The following is a 20439-nucleotide window of genomic DNA, read 5'->3' as shown; positions in this document are numbered from 1 at the left end:
CAATCCTGATGCTTAAAACATCATAGATGATGGCTGATGCGCTGCCAAGCCCCCTGTCATTTGTGACTCACGCCCTGGGCCGCCCCGCCACCCCTTGGCATATCGGATATCCATGATAGGTTTCTCCCTGAAACGAAAAAATCGGGAGAGCGGAGATGTTTGATCTGGTGATTCGCGGCGGCACGATCGTCGATGGAACGGGCGGCGACGCTTTTGTCGCGGACATCGCGATCGACGGCGACCGGATCGTCGCCGTGGGCCAGAGCCTCGGCGCGGGGCGCGAGGAGATCGACGCCGCGGGCCGGATCGTCACCCCCGGCTTTGTCGACGTCCACACGCATTATGACGGCCAGGCGACCTGGGATCGGGAAATGGCGCCGTCGAGCTGGCACGGCGTGACCACCGTCGTGATGGGCAATTGCGGCGTCGGCTTCGCCCCCGCCAAGCCCGACCGCCACGACTGGCTGATCTCGCTGATGGAGGGCGTCGAGGACATTCCCGGCACCGCGCTGGCCGAGGGCATGTCGTGGAATTGGGAGACCTTCCCCGAATATATGGACGCGCTCGAGGAATTGCCGCGCACGATCGACGTCGCGTGCCACGTCCCGCACGGCGCGGTGCGCGCCTATGTGCTCGGCGACCGTGAAAAGCCCGGCGCGGTGCCGACGCCCGAGGACATGGACGAAATGTCGCGCATCGTCGAGGAGGGCATCCGCGCCGGCGCGCTCGGTTTCTCGACCAGCCGCACCGTGCTCCACAAGTCGATCGACGGCGAGCTCGTCCCCGGCACCACCGCGACCGCCGAGGAGCTGATCGTCATCGGCCGCGCGATGGGCCGCGTCGGGCACGGCGTGTTCGAAATGGCGAGCGACCTGCGCCGCGAATGGAACGAGTTCCAGTGGATGGGCGACCTCAGCCGCGAAACCGGGCTGCCGGTGACCTTCGCCGCGCTGCAGTCGATCGCCAAGGAATTGCCGCTCGACGAGCAGATCAAGGAAATGCGGCGCCAGAATGCGACCGGCGCGAACATCGTCGCGCAGATCGCGCTGCGCGGCAACGGCATCATCATGGCGTGGCAGGGCACCGTCCACCCCTTCCGCTTCAAGCCTGCGTGGAACGAGATCATCGACCTGCCGTGGGATCAGCAGCTCGCGAAGCTGCAGGACCCGGCGTTCAAGGCGCGGATGATCGCCGAACCCAATGTCTGGCCCGAAAGCGACATCATCGATTTCCTCCACATCGTCGCCGAGGGCTGGCCGGTGCATTTTGAAATGGACCCCGACTTCAACTACGAGCCGCGGATGGACGAAAGCATCATGGCGCGCGCCGCCGCCGCGGGGGTCAGCCCGTCCGAATATGCCTATGACCTCCTCATGAAGGACGACGGCAAGGGCTTCATCTATTTCCCGATCCTCAACTATCAGGACGGCAACCTCAATTTCCTCGAGGATCTGCAGCATGCCGACGACACGGTGAACAGCCTGTCCGACGGCGGCGCGCATTGCGGGACGATCTGCGACGCCGCCTCGCCGACTTTCATGCTCCAGCATTGGGTGCGCGATCGCAATGGCAACCGCATCGGCCTCGAACATGCGATCAAGCGCCAGTGCCGCGACACGGCGATGCTCTATGGGCTCGAGGATCGCGGGCTGCTCGCGCCGGGCTATCTCGCCGATCTGAACGTCATCGACATGGACGCGATCAAGCTCGGCAAGCCTTGGCTCGCCTTCGACCTGCCCGCGGGCGGCAAGCGCCTGCTGCAAAAGGCCGACGGCTATGTCGCGACGATCAAGTCGGGCAAGATCACCTTCCGCGACGGTGCAATGCAGGGGCCGACCCCCGGCGGCGTGATCCGCGGGCCGCAGCGCGTCGAAATGGCGATGGCGGCGGAGTAACACATCCCGACTCCGTTCGTGCTGAGCTTGTCGAAGCACTGTTCTTCTCTTTGACATCGCAAAGAAAGAACGACCCTTCGACAGGCTCAGGGCGAACGGTTTCAGGGGTGCGCCAAAACCGTTATGGTCCGCTCCACATCGGCCAGGTCGTTATAGGCGTGGAACGACAGCCGCATGATCGTGCCGCGGAAATCGGCATGGAGGCCATGGTCTTCCAGTGCCGCCGCGACGCGCGGCTGGTCGGCGCCGGTATCGATGCACAGCGTCCCGCCGATCGCGCCCGCCGGCCAGCGCCACTCGGGCGCCTTCGACTCCAGTGTCGCGCGCAGCATCGCCTGCAGCGCGCGGTTGTGCGCAGCGATCCGCTCGACACCGATCGCCGCAATCTCGGCAATCCCGGCGGTCGACAGGATGAAGGGCGCGATGTCGGGGGTGCCGCCCCACCAGCGCCGCGCATCGGGCGCATAGCGGAAATCGCGAATGTCCATCTCGAACGGATTCTCGTGGCTCCACCAGCCGCGTTCCATCGGGGCGAGCGCGGTACGGTCGTGCGGCGCGACCCACAGCCATGCCGCGCCGGGACCGCCGCACAGCCATTTGACGCTGGTGCCGAGCACGGCATCGACGCCCCATAGCGCGGGCGTCACCGGCGCCACCCCGACCGACTGCGCGCAATCGGCGATGCAGCGCGCGCCCGCCGCTTTCGCTGCCGATGCGACGGCGGCGATGTCGGTGAGCGCGCCGCTCACCGAACTGACGTGCATCGCGACGATCAGCGCAACGTCGTCGTCGAGCGCCGCGGTCCAGTTGGCGGCGTCGCGCACATCGGCGTCGGCGGGCAGGTAGCGCGTCTTCCATCCGGCTGCCGCGAGCCCGCTCGCGACATAGCCGATCGTCGGAAAGGCGCTCGGCGCGAGCAGGATCGTGCGGCGCTCGGTCGCCTGTCCGAGCGCCGAAATGTAGCGCGACAGACCCGTGCTGACATTGGTCGCGGGGCAAAGGTCCTGCGCTTCGACCCCGATCAGCGCCGCCAGCGCCGCGCGCCACTGGTCTATGGCATCGAGCCAGTGCGGCCACGCCTCACCCGTCTCGCGCCACGGCGCCAGCAGCCGGTCGCGGAGCAGCGCCTCGGCGGCGCGCGGCTGGCAGCCGACGCTGTGGCTCTTGAGATAGACGCTGCCGGGCGGCAGGTGGAAGCGCTCTGCGACCGCGGGCTGCAGCAGTGCGGGCGTCATAGCCCGCTCCCGTGCCCCGCCGCGCCGCCGCTGATGCTGTCGCGCTTGACGCCATATTCGGCGCCCCACCGGTCGGTCATCTCGGCGCGGATATCCCATAGTTCGGGGAAGAAGCGGTGGCGCGTGCCGGCGTTGAGCAGTTCGACCGGGCGCCCCTTGAGCGACTTCGACCCCATGCCGATCGAGCGGTGGATCAGGTAGATATGGTGCGCGCGGAAGATCTGGAACAATTCGTCGAACTCGATCAGCGCCTCGGCGACCATATAGGCCTCGTCATGCTTGTAGCCGGTGTCGTAGACGTCGGCGACGGTGCGGCCCGCGGGGTCCAGATAGGCCGCCTTATAGCGCGCCCAGAGCGGCTGCGGCAGGGTGAGCAGCAGCTGGAAACCCGGGCTTTCCTGCCCCGATCCGTTGCCGAGCTGGAGCCGGATCGACTGGTAATCGAAGGGACTCATCGTTTCGAGCAGCGAGAGCTGGTCGGTCATCATCCGCATGATGCGGTTCACCCGGTCGAACAGGCTGAGCACCCGCATCGTCTCGCCCGCGGCCATATGGCCGTCGATCTCGGTCAGGGTGAAGGCCATCAGCTTCATCCACAATTCCTCGACCTGGTGGACGATCTGGAACTGGAGTTCGTCGGGGGTGCAAAGCTCGGCGAGCGGCTTCTGGCACAGGAGCAGGCGGTCGACCGCGAGATAGACCCCATAATCCTTCATGTCGGGGGTTTCGATGCGGCGGTGGGTTTCGGTCTTGTCGAGCATGGGGCGGTCCCCTTTTTGATCTAGGGCTGTAACATTGTTCGTGACCGTAGCCCTGAGCTTGTCGAAGGGCGCTTCTCGGATAAGCGCCCTTCGACAAGCTCAGGGCTACGGCATTGATGTCAGCCGCGCGGCGCGACCCCCGCCGGGGGGCGCCGCGGCGAGCCCGACTGGCCGAGCCAGAGCAGGGGCGCCGCCCGGCTCACCGCGCCAGCAGGTCCGACGGCAGCGTGGGCTCGCCGATGATCAGCGCGAAGCGGCGCCAGATTTCGTCGCGGTCGGGGTCGCCGCGCTCGATATAGGCGCGCACGATTTCCTCGCCGAGGCCGTAATTGATCACATAGCTGCGATACTGGTCGGTGAAGCTGACCGACTGTTCGGCGCGCGCGGGCGAGACGAGCTGGTATTTCTCGGTCAGCGCGACCGCGGTCGGGCGGTCGATCAGCCCGTCGAGATATTGCTGCGCGATCGTCAGCCGCGCGCCGGTCAGCGCCTTCATCGCGTCGAGCAATTGCCAATATTGGTCGTCGGCGGGCGGCACGATGCCCGCGAGCGGCATCAGCACGTCGCGTTCGGTGTCGGGGCGCGTCTGGCCGGGGAAGGCGAGGTCGATGCCGTAATTGGCGGTGCCCTCGGCGATCAGGCTCTGCGGGCTGTACAGCGGATAAACGCTGTACTCGATCCAGCCGCGCCCCTTCACCATCTGCTCCTCGAGCTTCATGTTGAGCAGGTGATGGCCCGGATATCCCTCGTGGCAGCCGAGGTCGAGCGCGCGCGACAGGCGGATCGGCAGGTCGGTGTTGACCTGGATGATGCTGTGATAGCCGCCCTGATAGTAGTTGTAGCCGCTCCAGCTCTTGCCGGTGACGAACTGCAATTCGAAACTGTCGCCGGGTGCGAGCGCGACATGCGCGACGGTGCGCCCGCGGCAGCGCGAGATCGCCGCTTCGAACACGCCCTGCAACCGGTCCTTGGGGATGGTGAAACGGTCGAGATAGGTCTCGACCCGCGTCGCGAGCGGGCCGTCGCCGGGGACGAGCGCGTCGATCGTGGCGAGCGCGGCGTCATAGCTTTTGAGTGGGCGCAGCACCGGGCGCACGCCGAACAGGCGCTCGGCCTCCTCGGCGAAGGAGAAGCGCGCCCCGCCCATCATCATCAGCCGCGTCTCGGCGGCGCGGAGCTGCGCGGCGAGGAAGGCGCTGCGCTGGCGCTCGATGGGATCGGTCAGGTCGGCGGCGACTTCTTCGAGCTTCGCGATCAGCTGGCGCGTCGACACGAGCAGGGCCTTCTGGTCGCGGGGCGCGGCGATCGACGCGTCCATCAGCCCCTGCGGACCGTAATAGGCGTCGATATAGCCCTTTTCGTGCGTCCCGATTTCGAGGCTCAGGGACACATAGGCGGTCGCGACCGCGTCGACCGTCTGCCCGGCGAGCGTCGCGGCGGCGGGGTCGGTCGCGGCGGCGCGCACCGGCCAGTCGGCGGCGGGCGCGGGCGGCGGCGGCAGATCGGAGGGCGACCCCGACGGCGGCGGCAAGGTGGTCAGCCCGGGCACGATCGTCGCACGCGGCTCGCCGGGCGTTGCGGGCGCAGTCGCGCCCGACGGCGGCGGCAGGGCGGTCATGCCCTTCACCACCTCGATGCGGCGGACGTCGACTTCGGGCACCGCCGGCTCGGTCGCGGTCGTTTTGGCCGGGGCCGGGGATGGGGGTGCGGGCGTGGCGCTCGCCTGCGCCTTGCGCGCTTCGACGCTGCGCTTCATCTCCGGGTCGAGCGCGTAGCAGCCCGACAGCGTCGCGGTCGCCAGCAGGGCGGCGAGAGGAAGGTGCAGGCGTTGCATCATGCGGGAAGCGGCTCCGACGTGTCGCGGACGTCGCCGTCGTCGATGATCTCTTCATCGGATCGGGCTTCGACCTCGCCATGCTGCGGGTGCAGCGGCGCGAGGCGCAGTACCGCAAAACCCGCGAGCGCGGCAACCAGCGATCCCATCAATATCCCGATCTTCGCTTCTTCGATGAGCAGCGGATCGCCGGGGAAGGCGAGGCCGCCGATGAACAGGCTCATCGTGAAGCCGATGCCGCAGAGCAAAGATACGCCATAGACCTGCAGCCAGGTCGCGCCGCGCAGCTTGCCCGCGATACCCAGCTTCACGCTGAGCCACACGCTGCCGAAGATGCCGACCTGCTTGCCGAGGAACAGCCCCGTCGCGATGCCCAGCGGCAGCGGGGCGAAAAGCTGCTCTGCGGTCAGCCCCGAAATATCGACCCCCGCGTTGGCGAAGCCGAACAAGGGCACGATCGCGAAGGCGACCCAGGGGTGGAGCCCATGTTCGAGCCGGTGGAGCGGCGAGGCCGCGCTGTCGGGCGCGCCCGGCGTCGCCTCGAACGGGATCGCCATCGCCGCGAGCACGCCGGCGATCGTCGCATGCACGCCTGAGAGCAGCATCGCGTACCAGAGGATCGCGAACAGCAGCAGATAGACGGTAAGGCGCTTCACGCCGAAGCGGTTGCAGGCGCACATGATGCCGAGCACTGCGCCCGCCGCCGCGAGCGCGAGCAGGTTGATCTTGGCGGTATAGAAGAGCGCAATGATTGCGACCGCGCCCATGTCGTCGACGATCGCGACGGTGACGAGGAACAATTTGAGCGAGGTCGGCGCGCGCTTGCCGAGCAGCGCGAGCACGCCGATCGCAAAGGCGATGTCGGTCGCGGCGGGGATTGCCCAGCCTTGGATGAGGTCCACTTTCTCGCCTGCAAAGAGCATGTAAAGCGCGGCAGGAACCGCCATGCCCGCCGCCGCCGCGATGAACGGCAGCCGCCGCCGGTCCCAACTCGCCAGCCGCCCGTCGACGAACTCGCGCTTGATCTCCAGCCCGACGAGCAGGAAGAAGATCGCCATCAGCCCGTCGTTGATCCACAGATGGACCGTCATCGGCCCCAGCTTGTCGCTGAGCACCGGTCCGGTCACCGCGTGGATCATATGGTGGTAGCCCTCGCCGAGCGCCGAATTGGCGATCAGCATCGCCAGCGCCGCCGCGGCGATCAGCAGCATGCCGCCTGCGCTTTCGCTTTCGAGGAAATCGCGCAAGGCGGACGGGGCGATCGAACGGCGGGCCATGGCGAAGCTTCCTAGCCCGGCGCCCCGCGCGCGTCACCCTCTACCCGCTTTCACCGCCATATCGGCACAGTTTCCCTTTGCGCCGATGGAATTTTTGACTAATTCTAGTCGCTTGCGACGATATGACGTCAGCGGGGGCAGGGCGCTACATGGAGATGTCGACCGCGGGACTGGAAATTCTGGTCGGGCTGGCCAGTCACGAGCTGATGCTCTTCGCGTCGGTTGGTATATTATTGATCGGCTTCGACGATCTTCTTTTCGATATTCTCTGGATCGTCACGCGAAAAGGCCGCGCCGGGCCTGCTTATCTGCATGATATGCGCAAGGGCGAGCAGGTGGCCGGGCCGCTGGCGGTTTTCGTTCCCGCGTGGGACGAATCGGACGTCCTGCCAACGATGATCTGGCGCACGCTGTCGGCGTGGCAGGGCGAGAATTTTCGCGTCTATCTGGGCTGCTATCCCAACGACGCCGCGACGCTGTTCGCGGTGTCGCCGCTGGTCGCCGCCGACCCGCGGCTTCGCCTCGTGATCGGCCAGGCGGACGGGCCGACAACCAAGGGCGACAATCTCAATCGGCTGTGGGCGGCGATGGGCGCCGACGAGCGCGCCGAAGGCATCCGCTTTGCGGGGGTGGTGTTGCACGATGCCGAGGATGTCGTGCACCGCGCCGAACTGGCGCTCTATCGCGCGGGCCTCGCGCATCATGCGATGGTCCAGATCCCGGTGCTGCCGCTGCTCGGGCTCGGCCAGCAATGGGTCGCGGGCCATTATGCCGACGAGTTCGCCGAGGCGCACGGCAAGGACATGGTGCTGCGCGCGCGGCTCGGCGCGCCGCTGCCCTCGGCGGGGGTCGGCTGCGCGCTCACGCGTAATGCGCTGACCCTCTTGTCGCTCCGGCGCGGCGGTGCGCCCTTTCGCCCCGACAGCCTGACCGAGGATTATGAGATGGGGATCCTCATCGGCACCCACGGGATGAGCACCGCCTTTGTCGCGGCGGTCGACGACGAAGGCGAATGGATCGTGTCGCGTGGCCCCTTTCCCGCGACGATGTGGGGCGCGGTGCGGCAGAAATCGCGCTGGATCGCCGGGATCGCGCTCGCCGGATGGGACCATCTCGGCTGGGAGGGGCCAAAAGAAGGAAGCTGGGTCGCGCGCTGGATGCTGTGGCGCGACCGCCGCGCCCCGCTCGCGGCGGCGGTGATCCTCGCCGCCTATGGCGCGCTGGTCGCCGGGACGCTCAGCCTCGCTGGTCACGCATTGCTCGGCTGGCAGGCGCGCCCGCCCGCGGCGCTGTTGCAGTTGCTGATGGGATTGTCGGGCGCGCTGCTGCTCTGGCGGCTCGGCATGCGCGGCCATTTCGCGGCGCGCGCTTATGGCCTGCGCCAGGGGCTGTTTTCCATCCCGCGCGCCTTCGTCGCCAATCTCGTCGCGATGTTCGCGGCGCGCAAGGCGGTCGCCGACTATTGGCGCATGCTGCGCTCGGGCCGGGTGGTATGGGACAAGACCCGGCACGACGAGGGTGATGCGCTGCTGATTGCGGCGCCCCCGCCGGTGCGCGCGCGATGACGGGGGTGGCGGCCGGCCCGAACTCGCGCCGCGACGCGCGGGCGCTGCGCTTCCTGCTGCTGCTGCTCGGCGGCTGGACGGTGGTGCGCGTGATGGCGCACTGGAACCCGGCGGTCCCCTTGCCCCGGCACCCGGCGGCCGCGGGTTTTGCGGCAAAACCCGCCGAACCGCGCTGGGCGCCCGTCGCCCGAGTGGGCGATCGGGCGATGCCTGGCCCCCTGCTGGCCGTGTCGACCGTGCGTTCGCCGCGCGCCGACGCCATGATGACCATCGCGCCGTCCGCGGCGTCGGGCCGCACGGAGCATGGGCCGTGGGGCGATGGCCTCAACGCCATGCGGTCGGCGATGCTCGTACGGCTCCTGCCGCCGCTGCCGGGCGGCGCGAGCCGGGCAGCGGTCGCTGGCCCGGCGTGGGTGAAACCCGATGCGCTGCCCTATGCCGGGCCGCCGGGAACCGGCCGGCCCTATTGGATGAAACGCCAGCTCGCCGGCTGGTCGCTCGGCAGCTGGGCCTATCTGCGATCGGGATCGGGCCGCGCGCCGGGCGGGGGCATCGCCGCCGCGAGCCAGCTCGGCGGCAGCCAGGCCGGCGCGCGGCTGGCCTATGGTTTCGGCGAGAGCGGGCGGGTGCGCGCCTATAGCCGCGTTACGCTGGCGCTCGCCGAGCGGCGGCAGCGCGAACTGGCATTCGGCCTGGCCTTCGCGCCGCTCGTGCATCTGCCCGTCGATGTCGCGATCGAACAGCGCGTCGCGGCGGGCAGCGAGGGACGCACCGCGCTCGCGGCGATGGTAGTCGGCGGGGTCGGGGATGTCGCGCTGCCGGCAAACTTCCGGCTCGAGGCCTATGGGCAGGCCGGTATCGTCGGGGCGCGGCGCCGCGACGGTTTCGCCGACGCGGCGGTCGTCGTCGACCGCGAAGTCGCGCGGGGACCGAAGGGCAGCCTGCATCTCGGCGCGCTCGCGGCGGGGTCGGTCCAGCCAGGCGCGGCGCGCGTCGACGTCGGTCCGCGCGTCACGCTGCGCCTTCCCGAGGTGGGGGAGGGGAGCCGCGTCGCGCTCGACTGGCGACAGCGGGTGGCGGGCGATGCAAGGCCTGACAGCGGCCTCGCGCTGACCCTCGCCGCCGACTTCTGATTTTTGCCGATTTTCGGCTCGTCGGCGATTCCCCGCCCGCCCAAACTGGTCTAGGGTCGGCCGCAGCGCTCCATCAGGGGGCGTCCATCATGTCCGGGGCCCATGGATCTCTACCTTCCCGTCGCCAATTTGTCGGTCAATGCGCTGGTCATCATCCTGCTCGGCGGCGGGGTGGGGTTCCTGTCGGGCATGTTCGGCGTCGGCGGCGGTTTCCTGACCACGCCTTTGCTGATCTTCTACGGCATTCCGCCGACGGTCGCGGCGGCCTCGGCGGCGACGCAGGTGACGGGGGCCAGCGTGTCGGGCGCGCTCGCGCATCTCGAACGCGACGGGGTTGACCTGCGCATGGGCGCGGTGCTCGTCGCGGGCGGGCTGATCGGCTCGCTGATCGGCGCCGGCCTGTTCGAATTGCTCACCGCTTGGGGCCAGATCGATACGACGATCAATATCCTCTACGTGGCGCTGCTCGGCACGGTGGGCAGTTTCATGGCGCGCGAGGCATGGGGGACGCTGCAGGCCGCGCGCGCCGGGCTGCCCGCGCCAGCGCGCAAGCGGCGCCATCACCCGATGGTCGCGAACTTGCCGCTGCGCTGGCGCTTCTATCGCTCGGGCCTCTATATCTCGCCGCTCGCGCCGCTGCTGCTCGGCATGGCGGTCGGCGTGCTGACGATGCTGCTCGGCGTTGGCGGCGGTTTCATCATGGTCCCCGCGATGCTCTATCTGCTCGGCATGGGGACGCAGGTCGTCGTCGGCACCTCGCTGTTCCAGATCCTGTTCGTGACGATCGCGACGACGATGGTCCATGCGCTGACCACCGGCGCGGTCGACATCGTGCTCGCGGGGCTGCTGCTGCTCGGCAGCGTCACCGGCGCGCAGATCGGCGCGCGTTTCGCGCAAAAGGTGAAGCCCGAATATCTGCGCATGGCGCTCGCGGCGATCGTGCTGCTCGTGGCGCTGCGCATGGCGGTCGACCTCTTCATCCGCCCCGAAGAAATCTATACCGTGCAATGACGCGGCTCGGCGCCCTGCTGCTCGCGCTGACGCTGGGCTGGTTCGCCGCCGCGCCGGCGCGCGCCGCCGACCCGCGGCTGGTGCCCGACGTGTCGAGCCGCGCGATCGACATCCAGTACAGCTTCACCGGCGAGGAACTGCTGCTGTTCGGCGCGATCCTCTATCCCGGCCAGCGGCTGCCCGACGACCGCGCCGACATCGTCGTCGTGCTGAAGGGGCCGGTGCGTCCGATCATCCTGCGCGAAAAGCGCCGCGTCGCGGGCATCTGGGTCAATGCGAACAGCATCCGCCTGCGCACCTCGCCGGGCTTTTATGCGATCGGCTCGTCGCAGCCGATCGACCGGCTGGTCGACGAACGCACCGCCGCGATCTTCGAACTCGGCCTCCAGAATCTGTCGATGTCGCCGACGGGCTTTTCGGAAAGCGGCACGCTCGAACGCTTCGAAAAAGGGCTCGTCGATCTCTATCGACGGCTGGGGCTGTTCTACGAAAATCCGGCGGCGGTCGAGATTACCGAAGGCGTGCTCTATCGCGCACGCATCCCGGTGCCGGCGCGCGTGCCGGTCGGCACCTACCGCGCCGAAACCTTCCTGATCAGCAAGGGCCGCGTGCTCGCGGTCGCCTCGCGCAACGTCGAGATCCGCAAGGCGGGTTTCGAGCGGTTTGTCGCGCTTGCGGCGCAGCGCCATGGCTTTCTCTATGGCCTTGCGGCGGTCGCGATGTCGCTGCTGCTCGGCTATGCGGCATCGGCGGCTTTCAGGCGCCGATAACGCTAACTTTACCATCAGCTGCGATACCGGTGTCCGGGATGTTCGGGACAATCAACAGACGGGGCCGGGTAATGGATATGCAGGACGGTGGGTATAAGGCCGGCGAGGCCACGCCGGTGCAGCACGTCCGGCTGGCGGGCGGCGGCGCGACCGCGGCGCCGCTCAATCCGGCCGCGGTGCACCATCGCGACGACCTGCTGGTCGGCGAAGTCATCGACATTTCGGGCTCGTCGTCGCGCATCCTGCTCGACGCCGCCGCGCTGCGGCGCCTGTCCGAATCGGCCGACCCCGCGGTCGCGATGGCAGGGCAGGTCGGGGCGCAGATCAAGGTCCGCGTCGGCAATGTCTGGCTGCTCGCCAGCATCCGCGACCAGCAATTGCACGAACGCGGCGAGGGGCTGATCGCCGCGTCGATCGACTTTCTGGGCGAAGGCGACGAGGAAAAGATCACCGGCCGCATCCATAATTTCCGCCGCGGCGTCACGCGCTATCCGGTGCCCGGCAGCCAAGCCTATGCCGCGACCAGCGCCGATCTCAAGCAGATCTACGCCGCCGACGACCGCGCGCATGTCGAGATCGGCACCGTCTATCCGACCAAGGATATCCGCGGCTCGCTCTATGTCGACGCGATGCTCGGCAAGCATTTCGCGCTGCTCGGATCGACCGGTACCGGCAAGTCGACCAGCGCTGCGCTGATCCTCCACAAGATCTGCGAGCTCGCGCCGCAGGGCCATATCGTGATGATCGACCCGCACGGCGAATATTCGGCGGCGTTCAAGGGCACCGGCGCGCTCTTCGACGTCGACAATCTCGCGATGCCCTATTGGCTGATGAATTTCGAGGAGCATTGCGAGGTCTTCGTGACCAGCGAGGGCCGCGACCGCCAGGGCGACTGCGACGTGCTCGCCAAATGCCTGCTCCAGGCGCGGCAGAAGAACCGGCTGGCCGAGGGCATGACCAAGCTCACCGTCGACTCGCCGATTCCCTATCTGCTCTCCGACCTGCTCAACATCCTGCAGAACGAGATGGGCAAGCTCGACAAGGCGACCTCGTCGGCGCCCTTCATGCGGATCAAGGGCAAGATCGAGGAAATGCGCGCCGACCCGCGCTATAATTTCATGTTCTCGGGCATGCTCGTCGCCGACACGATGGCGGGTTTCCTCGGCAAGATTTTCCGTCTGCCGTCCGACGGCCGGCCGATTTCGATCATCGACGTGTCGGGGGTGCCCAGCGACATCACCGGGGTGGTGGTCGCGGTGCTGTCGCGCTTGACCTTCGACTATGCGATCTGGTCGCGCGGCGAACCGCAGCGCCCGGTCCTGCTCGTCTGCGAGGAAGCGCATCGCTACATCCCGTCGAAGGACGTCGGGCAGGGGCAGGCGGTGCGCAAGATTCTCGAGCGTATCGCCAAGGAAGGCCGTAAATATGGCGTGTCGCTGGGTCTCATCACCCAGCGCCCGTCGGACCTCGCCGAAGGCGTACTGTCGCAGTGCGGCACGATCATCTCGATGCGCCTCAACAACGAACGCGACCAGCAGTTCGTGAAGGCGGCGATGCCCGAGGGTGCACGCGGCTTCATCGATTCGATCCCGGCGCTGCGCAACCGCGAATGCATCATCTGCGGCGAGGGTGTGTCGATCCCGATCCGCGTCTATCTCGACACGCTCGCCGAGGAAAAACGCCCGGCGTCGAGCGACCCGCTCTTCTCGAAACTGTGGCGCGAGACCGGCGGCGAGGCCGAAATCCTCGACCGCGTCGTCAAGCGCTGGCGCAGCCAGGGACGGTAACGCCTTTCGATCGCTTCATGCTCTCTCCCCTTCAGGGGAGAGATACGCAGGCTTGGCAGCTTGCTGCCTAGCCGGAGTTGAGAGGGGTTTCGACCACTGCCCGGTCATGCCCCTCTCCAAGCTTCGCTAGCTCCTCACGGAGCAAGCTGCGCTATCCTCTCCCCTGAAGGGGAGAGGGGCTTTAGGCCCTCACTTCCGCCATTCGCCGCTCTTGTTGAACTCCTCGCGGACCTGCCCCGAACGGTTGAGCCGCGGGTCGGCGTAGGTCGGCGCGGGCGCGGCGGCTGCGGCCGCCGGCGTGCCGATCGGGCGCTCGGCCGCCGCCATCGCCTGCGGCGTCGGCGCGGGGGCGCTGGCTGGTAGCGCCGCAACCGACCCGCTGCCTTCGGGGAGCAATCCGGTCGCGGCCGCGCCGCCGCCCTTGCCCGACAGCACCGCCAGCTGCTGCGCGACCGGCGTATAGGGACCCGGCACCGGCTCGCGGCCCATATAGGGCGCACGGAACGCGTCGGGCATGCCCCAGCGGCCGCGCCAGCGGTGGAAGATATGCGCGCCGACGATGTTGGTCATCACCAGGCTCTTGCCCCAGCGCGGCCAGATCGCCTGCGTGTGATAATGGGTGGCGAGGCCGACGCCGGGGAAGACATAGCCGTTCAGCGCCGCCGACGCGACGCGGCTCGCGCGGAGCCAGTTCGGCCGGCTCGGCGCGCGCGCCATCGCGCCGTCGCAGCTGAAGGTGAACTGGCACACGCCGACGCGCTGCGATCCCTGGAAGACGACGCCGCAAATGGTGTTCGGAAAGCTCGGGTGGCGGGCGCGGTTGATGATCACCTGCGCGACCCCGCGCATGCCGTCGTCGCTCTCCGACGCCGCCTCGTAATAGATGGCCGACGTCAGGCAATAATGCGCGCGCTCGCGGTCGAGCGCGGTGACGCCGCGAAAGACATAGGATTTGGCCGGCGGCCCGACGAAGGCTTCCTCGCGCAGCGTTGCCGGATCGACCGGCGGCAGCGCGGCGGCGTCGCCGAAGCCGACGCTGTCGGGGTTCGGCAGCGTCGGGTCGAGCTTCAGCGCGTCCTCATAATCCTCGGCGTTCATGATCGCCCAGCGCGTCGGGTCATAGGCTTTGAAGTCGACCGGCACGCTGACGCTGTACGGCCCCGGGGTGAAGGCGCGCAGCTGCCCGGTGGTCGCGACGAGCGCGAGGCACGCGAACAGGCTGGCCAGCGCGAGCCCCATCCACCAGCGCCGGTCGGGTCCGGCGGGCGCGAAATCGGCCGCCGGGTCGAGCCAGGGCGATTGCGCGCTGAGGTTGAGTTCGGGCTTCATGCGGCGTTCGGCGTCTCGTGCGGCGCCCGCGCGAGTGATTCGCGCGGGGGTAGGCAGCCTGTCTTATGCCGCGAGGTGCGAATAAAATGTTGCGCCGCGGTCAGGGTGTCCCGCGAAGGGACGTTGCTGAAGGCGGGCGTTAAGGGTCGTGGCCGCGATCAGGCGGTCGATCGGTCCAGCTCGGCGATACGCTCGCGCGTCGCGGCATCGACCAGCCCGCGCATCTGTGCGAGCAGTGGGTGCTTCCCCGTATGCTGCGCGCCATAGCCGAGGTTGAACCGGTAATCGAAATCCGGGGCGTTTCGCCCCAGAAGATGCTGGAGCATCGTTTCGAGCTTGTCGAAACCCTTGACCATCTGCGCTTCGGGCGTCGCGGCGGCGCCATATTCGTCCGAAAGGGCGAGTATCTCCTGGCCTAGATCGGCGGGGAGGGGCGCGCATAGGGCCTGGAGGTCGGCGCGTTCGCGCGCTGCGCGGCCGTCGCCCGGCTGCTGGCACGTCGCGGGGACGTCGCCCGAAATCGCTTCGCCCAGATCGTGGACGACGCAGAGCTTGATCAGTTTGAGCCGGTCGTATCCGGCAAGCTCGCGGTCGAACAGCATCGCCATCAGGCACAGCCGCCAGCTATGCTCGGCGGTGCTTTCGGTGCGGCCGCCCGAGGTGATGCCGCTGCGCAGCGTGTCCTTCAGCTTCTCCGCCGCCTGGAGAAAGGCGAGGATCGCGGCGAGGCGCGACGGGTCGATGGCTTGCTCGGTCGTCATGCGGCTAGCTTAGCCCGCCGCGATGCCGGCTCAACGGCAGGAATATTTTATGCGCGGCCCCTGCGTGCGCCATCCTCGACGAGCCGCGCGAAGCTTCCGTCCGACAGCGGCATGCGCGTGTAGCGCAGGCGGCCGGCGGCGATGCTCAGTTCGGCGAAGTCGGCGTCTTCGGTCTCGACCACGACCGCGGGCGCGACCGGCGCGTACCAGCCGAGCGCATCGAGCGCCGCCTCGCCCGCGGCGATTCCCGGCGAGGCGAAGCGCCACAGCGAGCGGCCGGCGAGGTCCTCGACCCCGACCCGCCACCCGGCGATCCGCGCCGGCGACGCGGCGAACAGCCGGTGGGTGAGGTCGCAGATCAGGTGCACCGGGCGCGGTGAGTGGCGCACGAGGTCGAGCAGCGCGCGATCGGCGGCCGAGGCCGGCCTTGCCGCGAGCAGCTGCGTCACCCGGTCCTCCTCGCGCGGGCCGAGCGGCATGGTTCCCGCCTCCCACCGCGATACCGTCGTCTGCGACACGCCCAGTTCCTCGGCGAGCGCGGCCTGCTTGACGCGGTTGAGCGCGCGCCACCGCCGCAGCGAGGCGCCCAGATGGTCGCGGCAGGGCAGGATGGCGTGGGTCACGCCGCGCAGCATAGCGCGCCGTGCGCCGCGCCGGAACGCCCTTGTTAGGCAAATATTGGGAGCAGCAGCCTAGGGTCGCTCCATGACCGCGCTCGCCTTCCCCGCCTATCGTCGCAGCGCGCGTACCGATTTCCGGATGTGGCTGCTGCTCATCTTCGGCGCCTTCTTCTTCTGGGCGGGATCGGTGATCGATCCGCGCGACAATTGCAGCGAGGATGGCCGTGAATGCGCGCCCTGGCTGGTGCCGCTGGCGCAGAGGCTGGGCGCATTGGCTGGCCTCGGCGCCGCGCTCAACATGCTCGCCAACCCGAACCGCGGCAGCTTTATCGATCCCGCGACGGGCGACCTCGTCTGGTGGCAGGGTCGCATCGGCGCCGCGGGCGGCGACGAAGGCCGCATCCACCCCTCGCGCATCGGCAAGGTGAAGATCATCCGGCAGGACGAGAGCGACGATTCGGTGTCACTCTACGATCTCGACGGCGAACGCCTCGCGTGGTTCAATGAAGAGGTGATCCCCTGGCCGTACGAGCGCTGGGCGGGGACACTCGCGGCGCTATGGCCGCATATCGTGGTTGAAGTGGTGGATGATGACCCCTCGGCGGGGCGGGACGATCGGCCGTAAGCGCAATCGGACCTATCGGACGGATTTCCAGCCTGATGTAAACGCGCTAGAAGAAACCTGCCATTTGATCGTCGATCGGAAGTATCACGGACTTGGTAGGAGCTAATTATATGGTGTTTCCCTTTGGGTTGGTCGCTCATCTTGTAAAGCTTGCTTATGAAACATACGAATCGCAGCAACGCATGGACGACAGTTTTATGGGTACGCCGACGGGGGCGGCGGGAAAGATGTTGTTCGCCGCGTATAGCGACAAATTTCCCGCCAATTTCTTAGGCAGCAGCAATGATGCAGGCTTTGCTCTGATTTGCTGGCTCGAACGGGGGAATTACAAGATTACCGACGGTCGCACGCTGATCGTTTCGAAAGGCGGGTCGGTCAGGAAGATTGCGAACTGGAGTTCAAAAAAATACATATATCGTGAAGACGATACGCTGCGGTATAAATCGGATTTGACCTGCTATCCGAACGAAATCGGATCAGCTGGCTTCAAATGCTTCGAGGTAAACTGGGAAAAGGCCGTCGATCCCTGCTTTCCTCTCGCTCATAGCTGCGGCTTCGGCGAAGTCATATTGAATGACACAAGAATGGGAGAAGTGACGGCCACGATCTACGGAGAGTGGATCGGCCTGGGCATCATCGACGATCATTTCCAGGCGCGCGGCGCTTTCGCGGGGCTGCCATATGCGGCGGATCTCATGAAGCGTGCAGAGCAAAGGCATCGCCAGCGCTGATCGGGGCGCCGCCCGAAATAGAGACTGCGCTCATTCGATGGATTTGGCAGGCGCTGCCTCAAACCCCCTTGCCCGAATCCCCACCCTCGCCTATATGCGCCCTACTTCTTGACATGGTTAGCCAGTTGGGACGTCGGGGCCGCGGGCCGCGGCGGCTGTTCCTGCATGGTTTTTCCGGTCACCAAATTTGAAAGACCCGCTTGGCCGACCTCGACGTCCTCAATGCGATCATCGCGCCCGAAGCCGAGGCGATGGGCCTTGCGCTCGTGCGCGTCGCCTTCTTCGGCGGCGAGAGCGACCCGACGCTGCAGGTGATGGCCGAGCGCCCCGACACGCGCCAGCTGACGATCGACGATTGCGCCGACCTGTCGCGCCGCATCTCGGCCCAGCTCGACGCCTTGGAAGAGGCGGGCAAGGACCCGATCGAGGTGGCGTACCGCCTCGAAGTCTCGTCGCCCGGCATCGACCGGCCGCTGACGCGCCGCGCCGACTTCGCCGACTGGGCGGGGCATGAGGCGAAGATCGCGCTCAAGGAAAAGCGCGACGGGCGCCAGCGCTTCAACGGCGAGCTGATCGGCATCGATGGCGATGTCGTGACGATTTCGGATAAGGAAGGGGTGGAGCACAAGCTGCCGTTCGACGCGATCGACACGGCGAAGCTGGTCCTCACCGACAAATTGATTGCCGCAACCGTCCCGCTCTCGATCGAGGGCGCCGACGAAATGGAAGAAGAAGGACAGGACTGATGGCCACTGCCATTTCCGCCAACAAGGCCGAGCTGCTCGCGATTGCCAATTCGGTCGCCAGCGAGAAGATGATCGACAAGGGCATCGTCATCGAGGCGATCGAGGAAGCGATCCAGCGCGCCGCGCGCGCGCGCTACGGCGCCGAGAACGACATCCGCGCCAAGCTCGACGCCCAGACCGGCGACCTGCGCCTGTGGCGCGTCGTCGAGGTCGTCGAGCAGGTCGAGGATTATTTCAAGCAGGTCGATCTGGCCGCCGGCCAGAAGCTGCAGAAGGACGCCCAGCTGGGCGACTTCATCGTCGACCCGCTGCCCGCGGTCGACCTCGGCCGCATCGACGCCCAGTCGGCGAAGCAGGTGATCTTCCAGAAGGTCCGCGAAGCCGACCGCGAGCGCCAGTATGAAGAGTTCAAGGACCGCGGCAACGAGATCATCACCGGCGTCGTGAAATCGGTCGAGTTCGGCCACATCGTCGTCAACCTCGGCCGCGCCGAGGGCGTCATCCGCCGCGACCAGCAGATCCCGCGTGAATTGATGCGCGTCGGCGACCGCGTCCGCGCGATCATCCTGTCGGTGCGCCGCGAAAACCGCGGCCCGCAGATTTTCCTCAGCCGCGCGCACCCCGACTTCATGAAGAAGCTGTTCGCGCAGGAAGTGCCCGAAATCTACGACGGCATCATCGAGATCAAGGCCGCCGCCCGCGACCCGGGTTCGCGCGCCAAGATCGGCGTCATCAGCTATGACGGCAGCATCGACCCGGTCGGCGCCTGCGTCGGCATGAAGGGCAGCCGCGTCCAGGCGGTCGTCCAGGAAATGCAGGGCGAAAAGATCGACATCATCCCCTGGTCGGAAGATACCGCGACCTTCGTCGTCAACGCGCTCCAGCCCGCGACGGTGCAGCGCGTCGTGATCGACGAGGATGACGGCCGCATCGAGGTCGTCGTTCCCGACGACCAGCTCAGCCTCGCCATTGGCCGCCGCGGCCAGAATGTCCGTCTCGCCAGCCAGCTCACCGGCAGCCAGATCGACATCATGACCGAGGCCGACGCGAGCGAGAAGCGCCAGCGCGAATTCGTCGAACGCTCGACGATGTTCCAGGAAGAGCTCGACGTCGACGAGACGCTCGCGCAGCTGCTCGTCGCCGAGGGCTTCAGCGAGCTCGAGGAAGTCGCTTATGTGCCCGCCGAGGAACTCGCGGGCATCGAAGGTTTCGACGAGGAACTCGCCGAGGAGCTGCAGAGCCGTGCGACCGAAGCGCTCGAACGCCGCGAAGAAGCCGCGCGCCAGGCGCGCCGCGAACTGGGCGTCGAGGACGATCTCGCCACCATGCCGCACCTGACCGAGGCGATGCTCGTCGTGCTCGGCAAGGCCGGGATCAAGACGCTCGACGACCTCGCCGATCTTGCGACCGACGAGCTGATCGCCAAGAAGCGGCAGGACAACCGCCGCGGCCCCTCGCGCGAACGCACCGAGGACAAGGGCGGCGTGCTCGGCGAATATGGCCTGAGCGAAGAGCAGGGCAACGAGATCATCATGGCGGCGCGTGCGCACTGGTTCGACGACGAACCGGCAACCGGGGAGGCCGCCGATGCGGACCCCGCACAATGATCAGCTGAGCGAACCAGACCGCGCTGGACGGCGCGGCCAGCATGTGCCCGAAAGGCGCTGCGTCATCACCGGCGAGGTTTCGCCGGCGGAGCAGCTCGTCCGCCTGGCGCTCGGCCCCGACGGCGGCATCGCGCCCGACGTGCTCGGCAAGGCGCCGGGGCGCGGCGCGTGGATCGGCGTCACCCGCGCCGACCTCGAAACCGCGCAGGCGAAGGGCAAGCTGAAGGGCGGGCTCGCGCGGGCGCTGCACGAGGGCCAGTTCGTCATCCCCGACGACCTCGGCGCGTGGATCGAGGCGCAGCTCCAGCGCGCAACGCTCGACCGGCTCGGGCTCGAAGCGCGCTCGGGCACGCTGATCAGCGGCAGCGAAAAGATCGAACAGGCGGCGCGGCGCGGGCAGGTTCGCCTGCTGATCCACGCCAGCGACGCGGGCGAGGACGGGCGCAAGAAACTGGCGCAGGCGTGGCGCGTCGGCGAGGACGACGAAGGCTCGGGCCGCGAAGGCAGGGTCTTGCCGGTGGACCGCGCGACCTTATCTATGGCATTGGGGCGCGAGAATGCGGTGCATCTGGCGTTGACCGACGCCCGCGCCGCGGCCCGGGTGCTCGCGCATTTGAGCCGCTGGCAGTTTTTCACAGGATGGAGTAGGGACGCGACCAATCGCGATTCCGATCCGCAAAACCCGTCGCTTGGCGACGGATCAGAAATTGGGGCGGCGCCAGACGGCACCGCCGCTTCGGACGCGTTTTGAA

General features: G+C 67.6%; 18 protein-coding genes. 11 read left to right on the top strand and 7 right to left on the bottom strand.

What is annotated here, in order from left to right:
• Positions 1-155: 155 nt before the first annotated feature.
• The gene (locus AC1RNQ_RS01855) at positions 156-1895 is read left to right on the top strand and encodes an N-acyl-D-amino-acid deacylase family protein (protein WP_493168457.1); all 1740 of its coding nucleotides are present in this window, start codon (positions 156-158) and stop codon (positions 1893-1895) included.
• A 101-nt stretch (positions 1896-1996) separates the two neighbouring features.
• On the opposite strand, the gene AC1RNQ_RS01850 is transcribed toward AC1RNQ_RS01855, so the two are convergent.
• The 4 genes from AC1RNQ_RS01850 to nhaA all read right to left on the bottom strand — a co-directional run bounded on the left by AC1RNQ_RS01850 (position 1997) and on the right by nhaA (position 7002).
• Positions 1997-3130: an aminotransferase class V-fold PLP-dependent enzyme gene (locus AC1RNQ_RS01850; protein WP_493168455.1), complete on the bottom strand. Its 1134-nt coding sequence runs from the start codon at positions 3128-3130 to the stop codon at positions 1997-1999.
• Positions 3127-3891, bottom strand: coding sequence for a tryptophan 2,3-dioxygenase family protein (locus tag AC1RNQ_RS01845; RefSeq protein WP_493168453.1), 765 nt, complete (start codon positions 3889-3891; stop codon positions 3127-3129). Before AC1RNQ_RS01845 ends, AC1RNQ_RS01850 begins: the two co-directional genes overlap by 4 nt.
• Positions 3892-4090: 199 nt before the next feature.
• Complete coding sequence (locus AC1RNQ_RS01840; protein ID WP_493168451.1) at positions 4091-5728, bottom strand: hypothetical protein; 1638 nt, start codon at positions 5726-5728, stop codon at positions 4091-4093.
• A complete protein-coding gene (gene nhaA / locus AC1RNQ_RS01835; protein ID WP_493168449.1) occupies positions 5725-7002 on the bottom strand; it encodes a Na+/H+ antiporter NhaA in 1278 nt (425 codons plus the stop codon). Before nhaA ends, AC1RNQ_RS01840 begins: the two co-directional genes overlap by 4 nt.
• Positions 7003-7124: 122 nt before the next feature.
• On the opposite strand from nhaA, the gene AC1RNQ_RS01830 reads away from it, so the two are divergent.
• The 5 genes from AC1RNQ_RS01830 (at position 7125) to AC1RNQ_RS01810 (ending at position 13268) form a co-directional block, all read left to right on the top strand.
• Positions 7125-8567, top strand: coding sequence for a glycosyl transferase family protein (locus tag AC1RNQ_RS01830; protein ID WP_493168447.1), 1443 nt, complete (start codon positions 7125-7127; stop codon positions 8565-8567).
• Entirely contained in the window at positions 8564-9700 is a 1137-nt protein-coding gene (locus AC1RNQ_RS01825; protein ID WP_493168445.1) for a hypothetical protein, read from the top strand. The genes AC1RNQ_RS01830 and AC1RNQ_RS01825 overlap by 4 nt, the downstream gene beginning before the upstream one ends.
• Positions 9701-9802: 102 nt before the next feature.
• Positions 9803-10711, top strand: a complete 909-nt coding sequence (locus tag AC1RNQ_RS01820) for a sulfite exporter TauE/SafE family protein (RefSeq protein WP_058806418.1) — start codon at positions 9803-9805, stop codon at positions 10709-10711.
• Positions 10708-11481 carry a TIGR02186 family protein gene (locus tag AC1RNQ_RS01815; protein WP_493168443.1) on the top strand — a complete coding sequence of 258 codons (774 nt, stop codon included), beginning with the start codon at positions 10708-10710 and terminating at the stop codon, positions 11479-11481. Before AC1RNQ_RS01820 ends, AC1RNQ_RS01815 begins: the two co-directional genes overlap by 4 nt.
• A gap of 71 nt (positions 11482-11552) precedes the next feature.
• The gene (locus AC1RNQ_RS01810; RefSeq protein WP_493168441.1) at positions 11553-13268 is read left to right on the top strand and encodes a helicase HerA domain-containing protein; all 1716 of its coding nucleotides are present in this window, start codon (positions 11553-11555) and stop codon (positions 13266-13268) included.
• Between the two features lie 189 nt (positions 13269-13457).
• Here AC1RNQ_RS01810 and AC1RNQ_RS01805 read toward each other — a convergent pair whose 3' ends face one another.
• From AC1RNQ_RS01805 to AC1RNQ_RS01795, 3 genes are all read right to left on the bottom strand, one after another.
• Complete coding sequence (locus AC1RNQ_RS01805) at positions 13458-14597, bottom strand: cell wall hydrolase (RefSeq protein WP_493168439.1); 1140 nt, start codon at positions 14595-14597, stop codon at positions 13458-13460.
• A gap of 158 nt (positions 14598-14755) precedes the next feature.
• Positions 14756-15358 carry an HD domain-containing protein gene (locus AC1RNQ_RS01800; protein WP_493168437.1) on the bottom strand — a complete coding sequence of 201 codons (603 nt, stop codon included), beginning with the start codon at positions 15356-15358 and terminating at the stop codon, positions 14756-14758.
• A 47-nt stretch (positions 15359-15405) separates the two neighbouring features.
• On the bottom strand, positions 15406-15981 hold the full coding sequence (locus AC1RNQ_RS01795) for a helix-turn-helix domain-containing protein (protein WP_493168436.1): 576 nt from the start codon (positions 15979-15981) through the stop codon (positions 15406-15408).
• Positions 15982-16063: 82 nt separating this feature from the next.
• Here AC1RNQ_RS01795 and AC1RNQ_RS01790 point away from each other — a divergent pair, with 82 nt between their 5' ends.
• The 5 genes from AC1RNQ_RS01790 (at position 16064) to AC1RNQ_RS01770 (ending at position 20438) form a co-directional block, all read left to right on the top strand.
• Positions 16064-16603, top strand: a complete 540-nt coding sequence (locus AC1RNQ_RS01790; RefSeq protein ID WP_493168434.1) for a hypothetical protein — start codon at positions 16064-16066, stop codon at positions 16601-16603.
• 110 nt (positions 16604-16713) lie between these two features.
• Complete coding sequence (locus AC1RNQ_RS01785; RefSeq protein WP_493168433.1) at positions 16714-17334, top strand: hypothetical protein; 621 nt, start codon at positions 16714-16716, stop codon at positions 17332-17334.
• Between the two features lie 200 nt (positions 17335-17534).
• Positions 17535-18080 (top strand): ribosome maturation protein RimP, encoded by a 546-nt coding sequence (rimP, locus tag AC1RNQ_RS01780; protein ID WP_493168431.1) that lies wholly within the window; start codon positions 17535-17537, stop codon positions 18078-18080.
• Positions 18080-19687: a transcription termination factor NusA gene (nusA, locus tag AC1RNQ_RS01775; RefSeq protein WP_493168429.1), complete on the top strand. Its 1608-nt coding sequence runs from the start codon at positions 18080-18082 to the stop codon at positions 19685-19687. Before rimP ends, nusA begins: the two co-directional genes overlap by 1 nt.
• Entirely contained in the window at positions 19668-20438 is a 771-nt protein-coding gene (locus AC1RNQ_RS01770; protein ID WP_493168427.1) for a DUF448 domain-containing protein, read from the top strand. The genes nusA and AC1RNQ_RS01770 overlap by 20 nt, the downstream gene beginning before the upstream one ends.
• Position 20439 lies beyond the last annotated feature (1 nt).

The organism is Sphingopyxis sp. GW821-FHT12F08 (genome assembly GCF_058806755.1).
The sequence above is the reverse complement of the archived record's forward strand: the minus strand, read 5'-3'. Positions and strand labels throughout refer to the sequence as shown.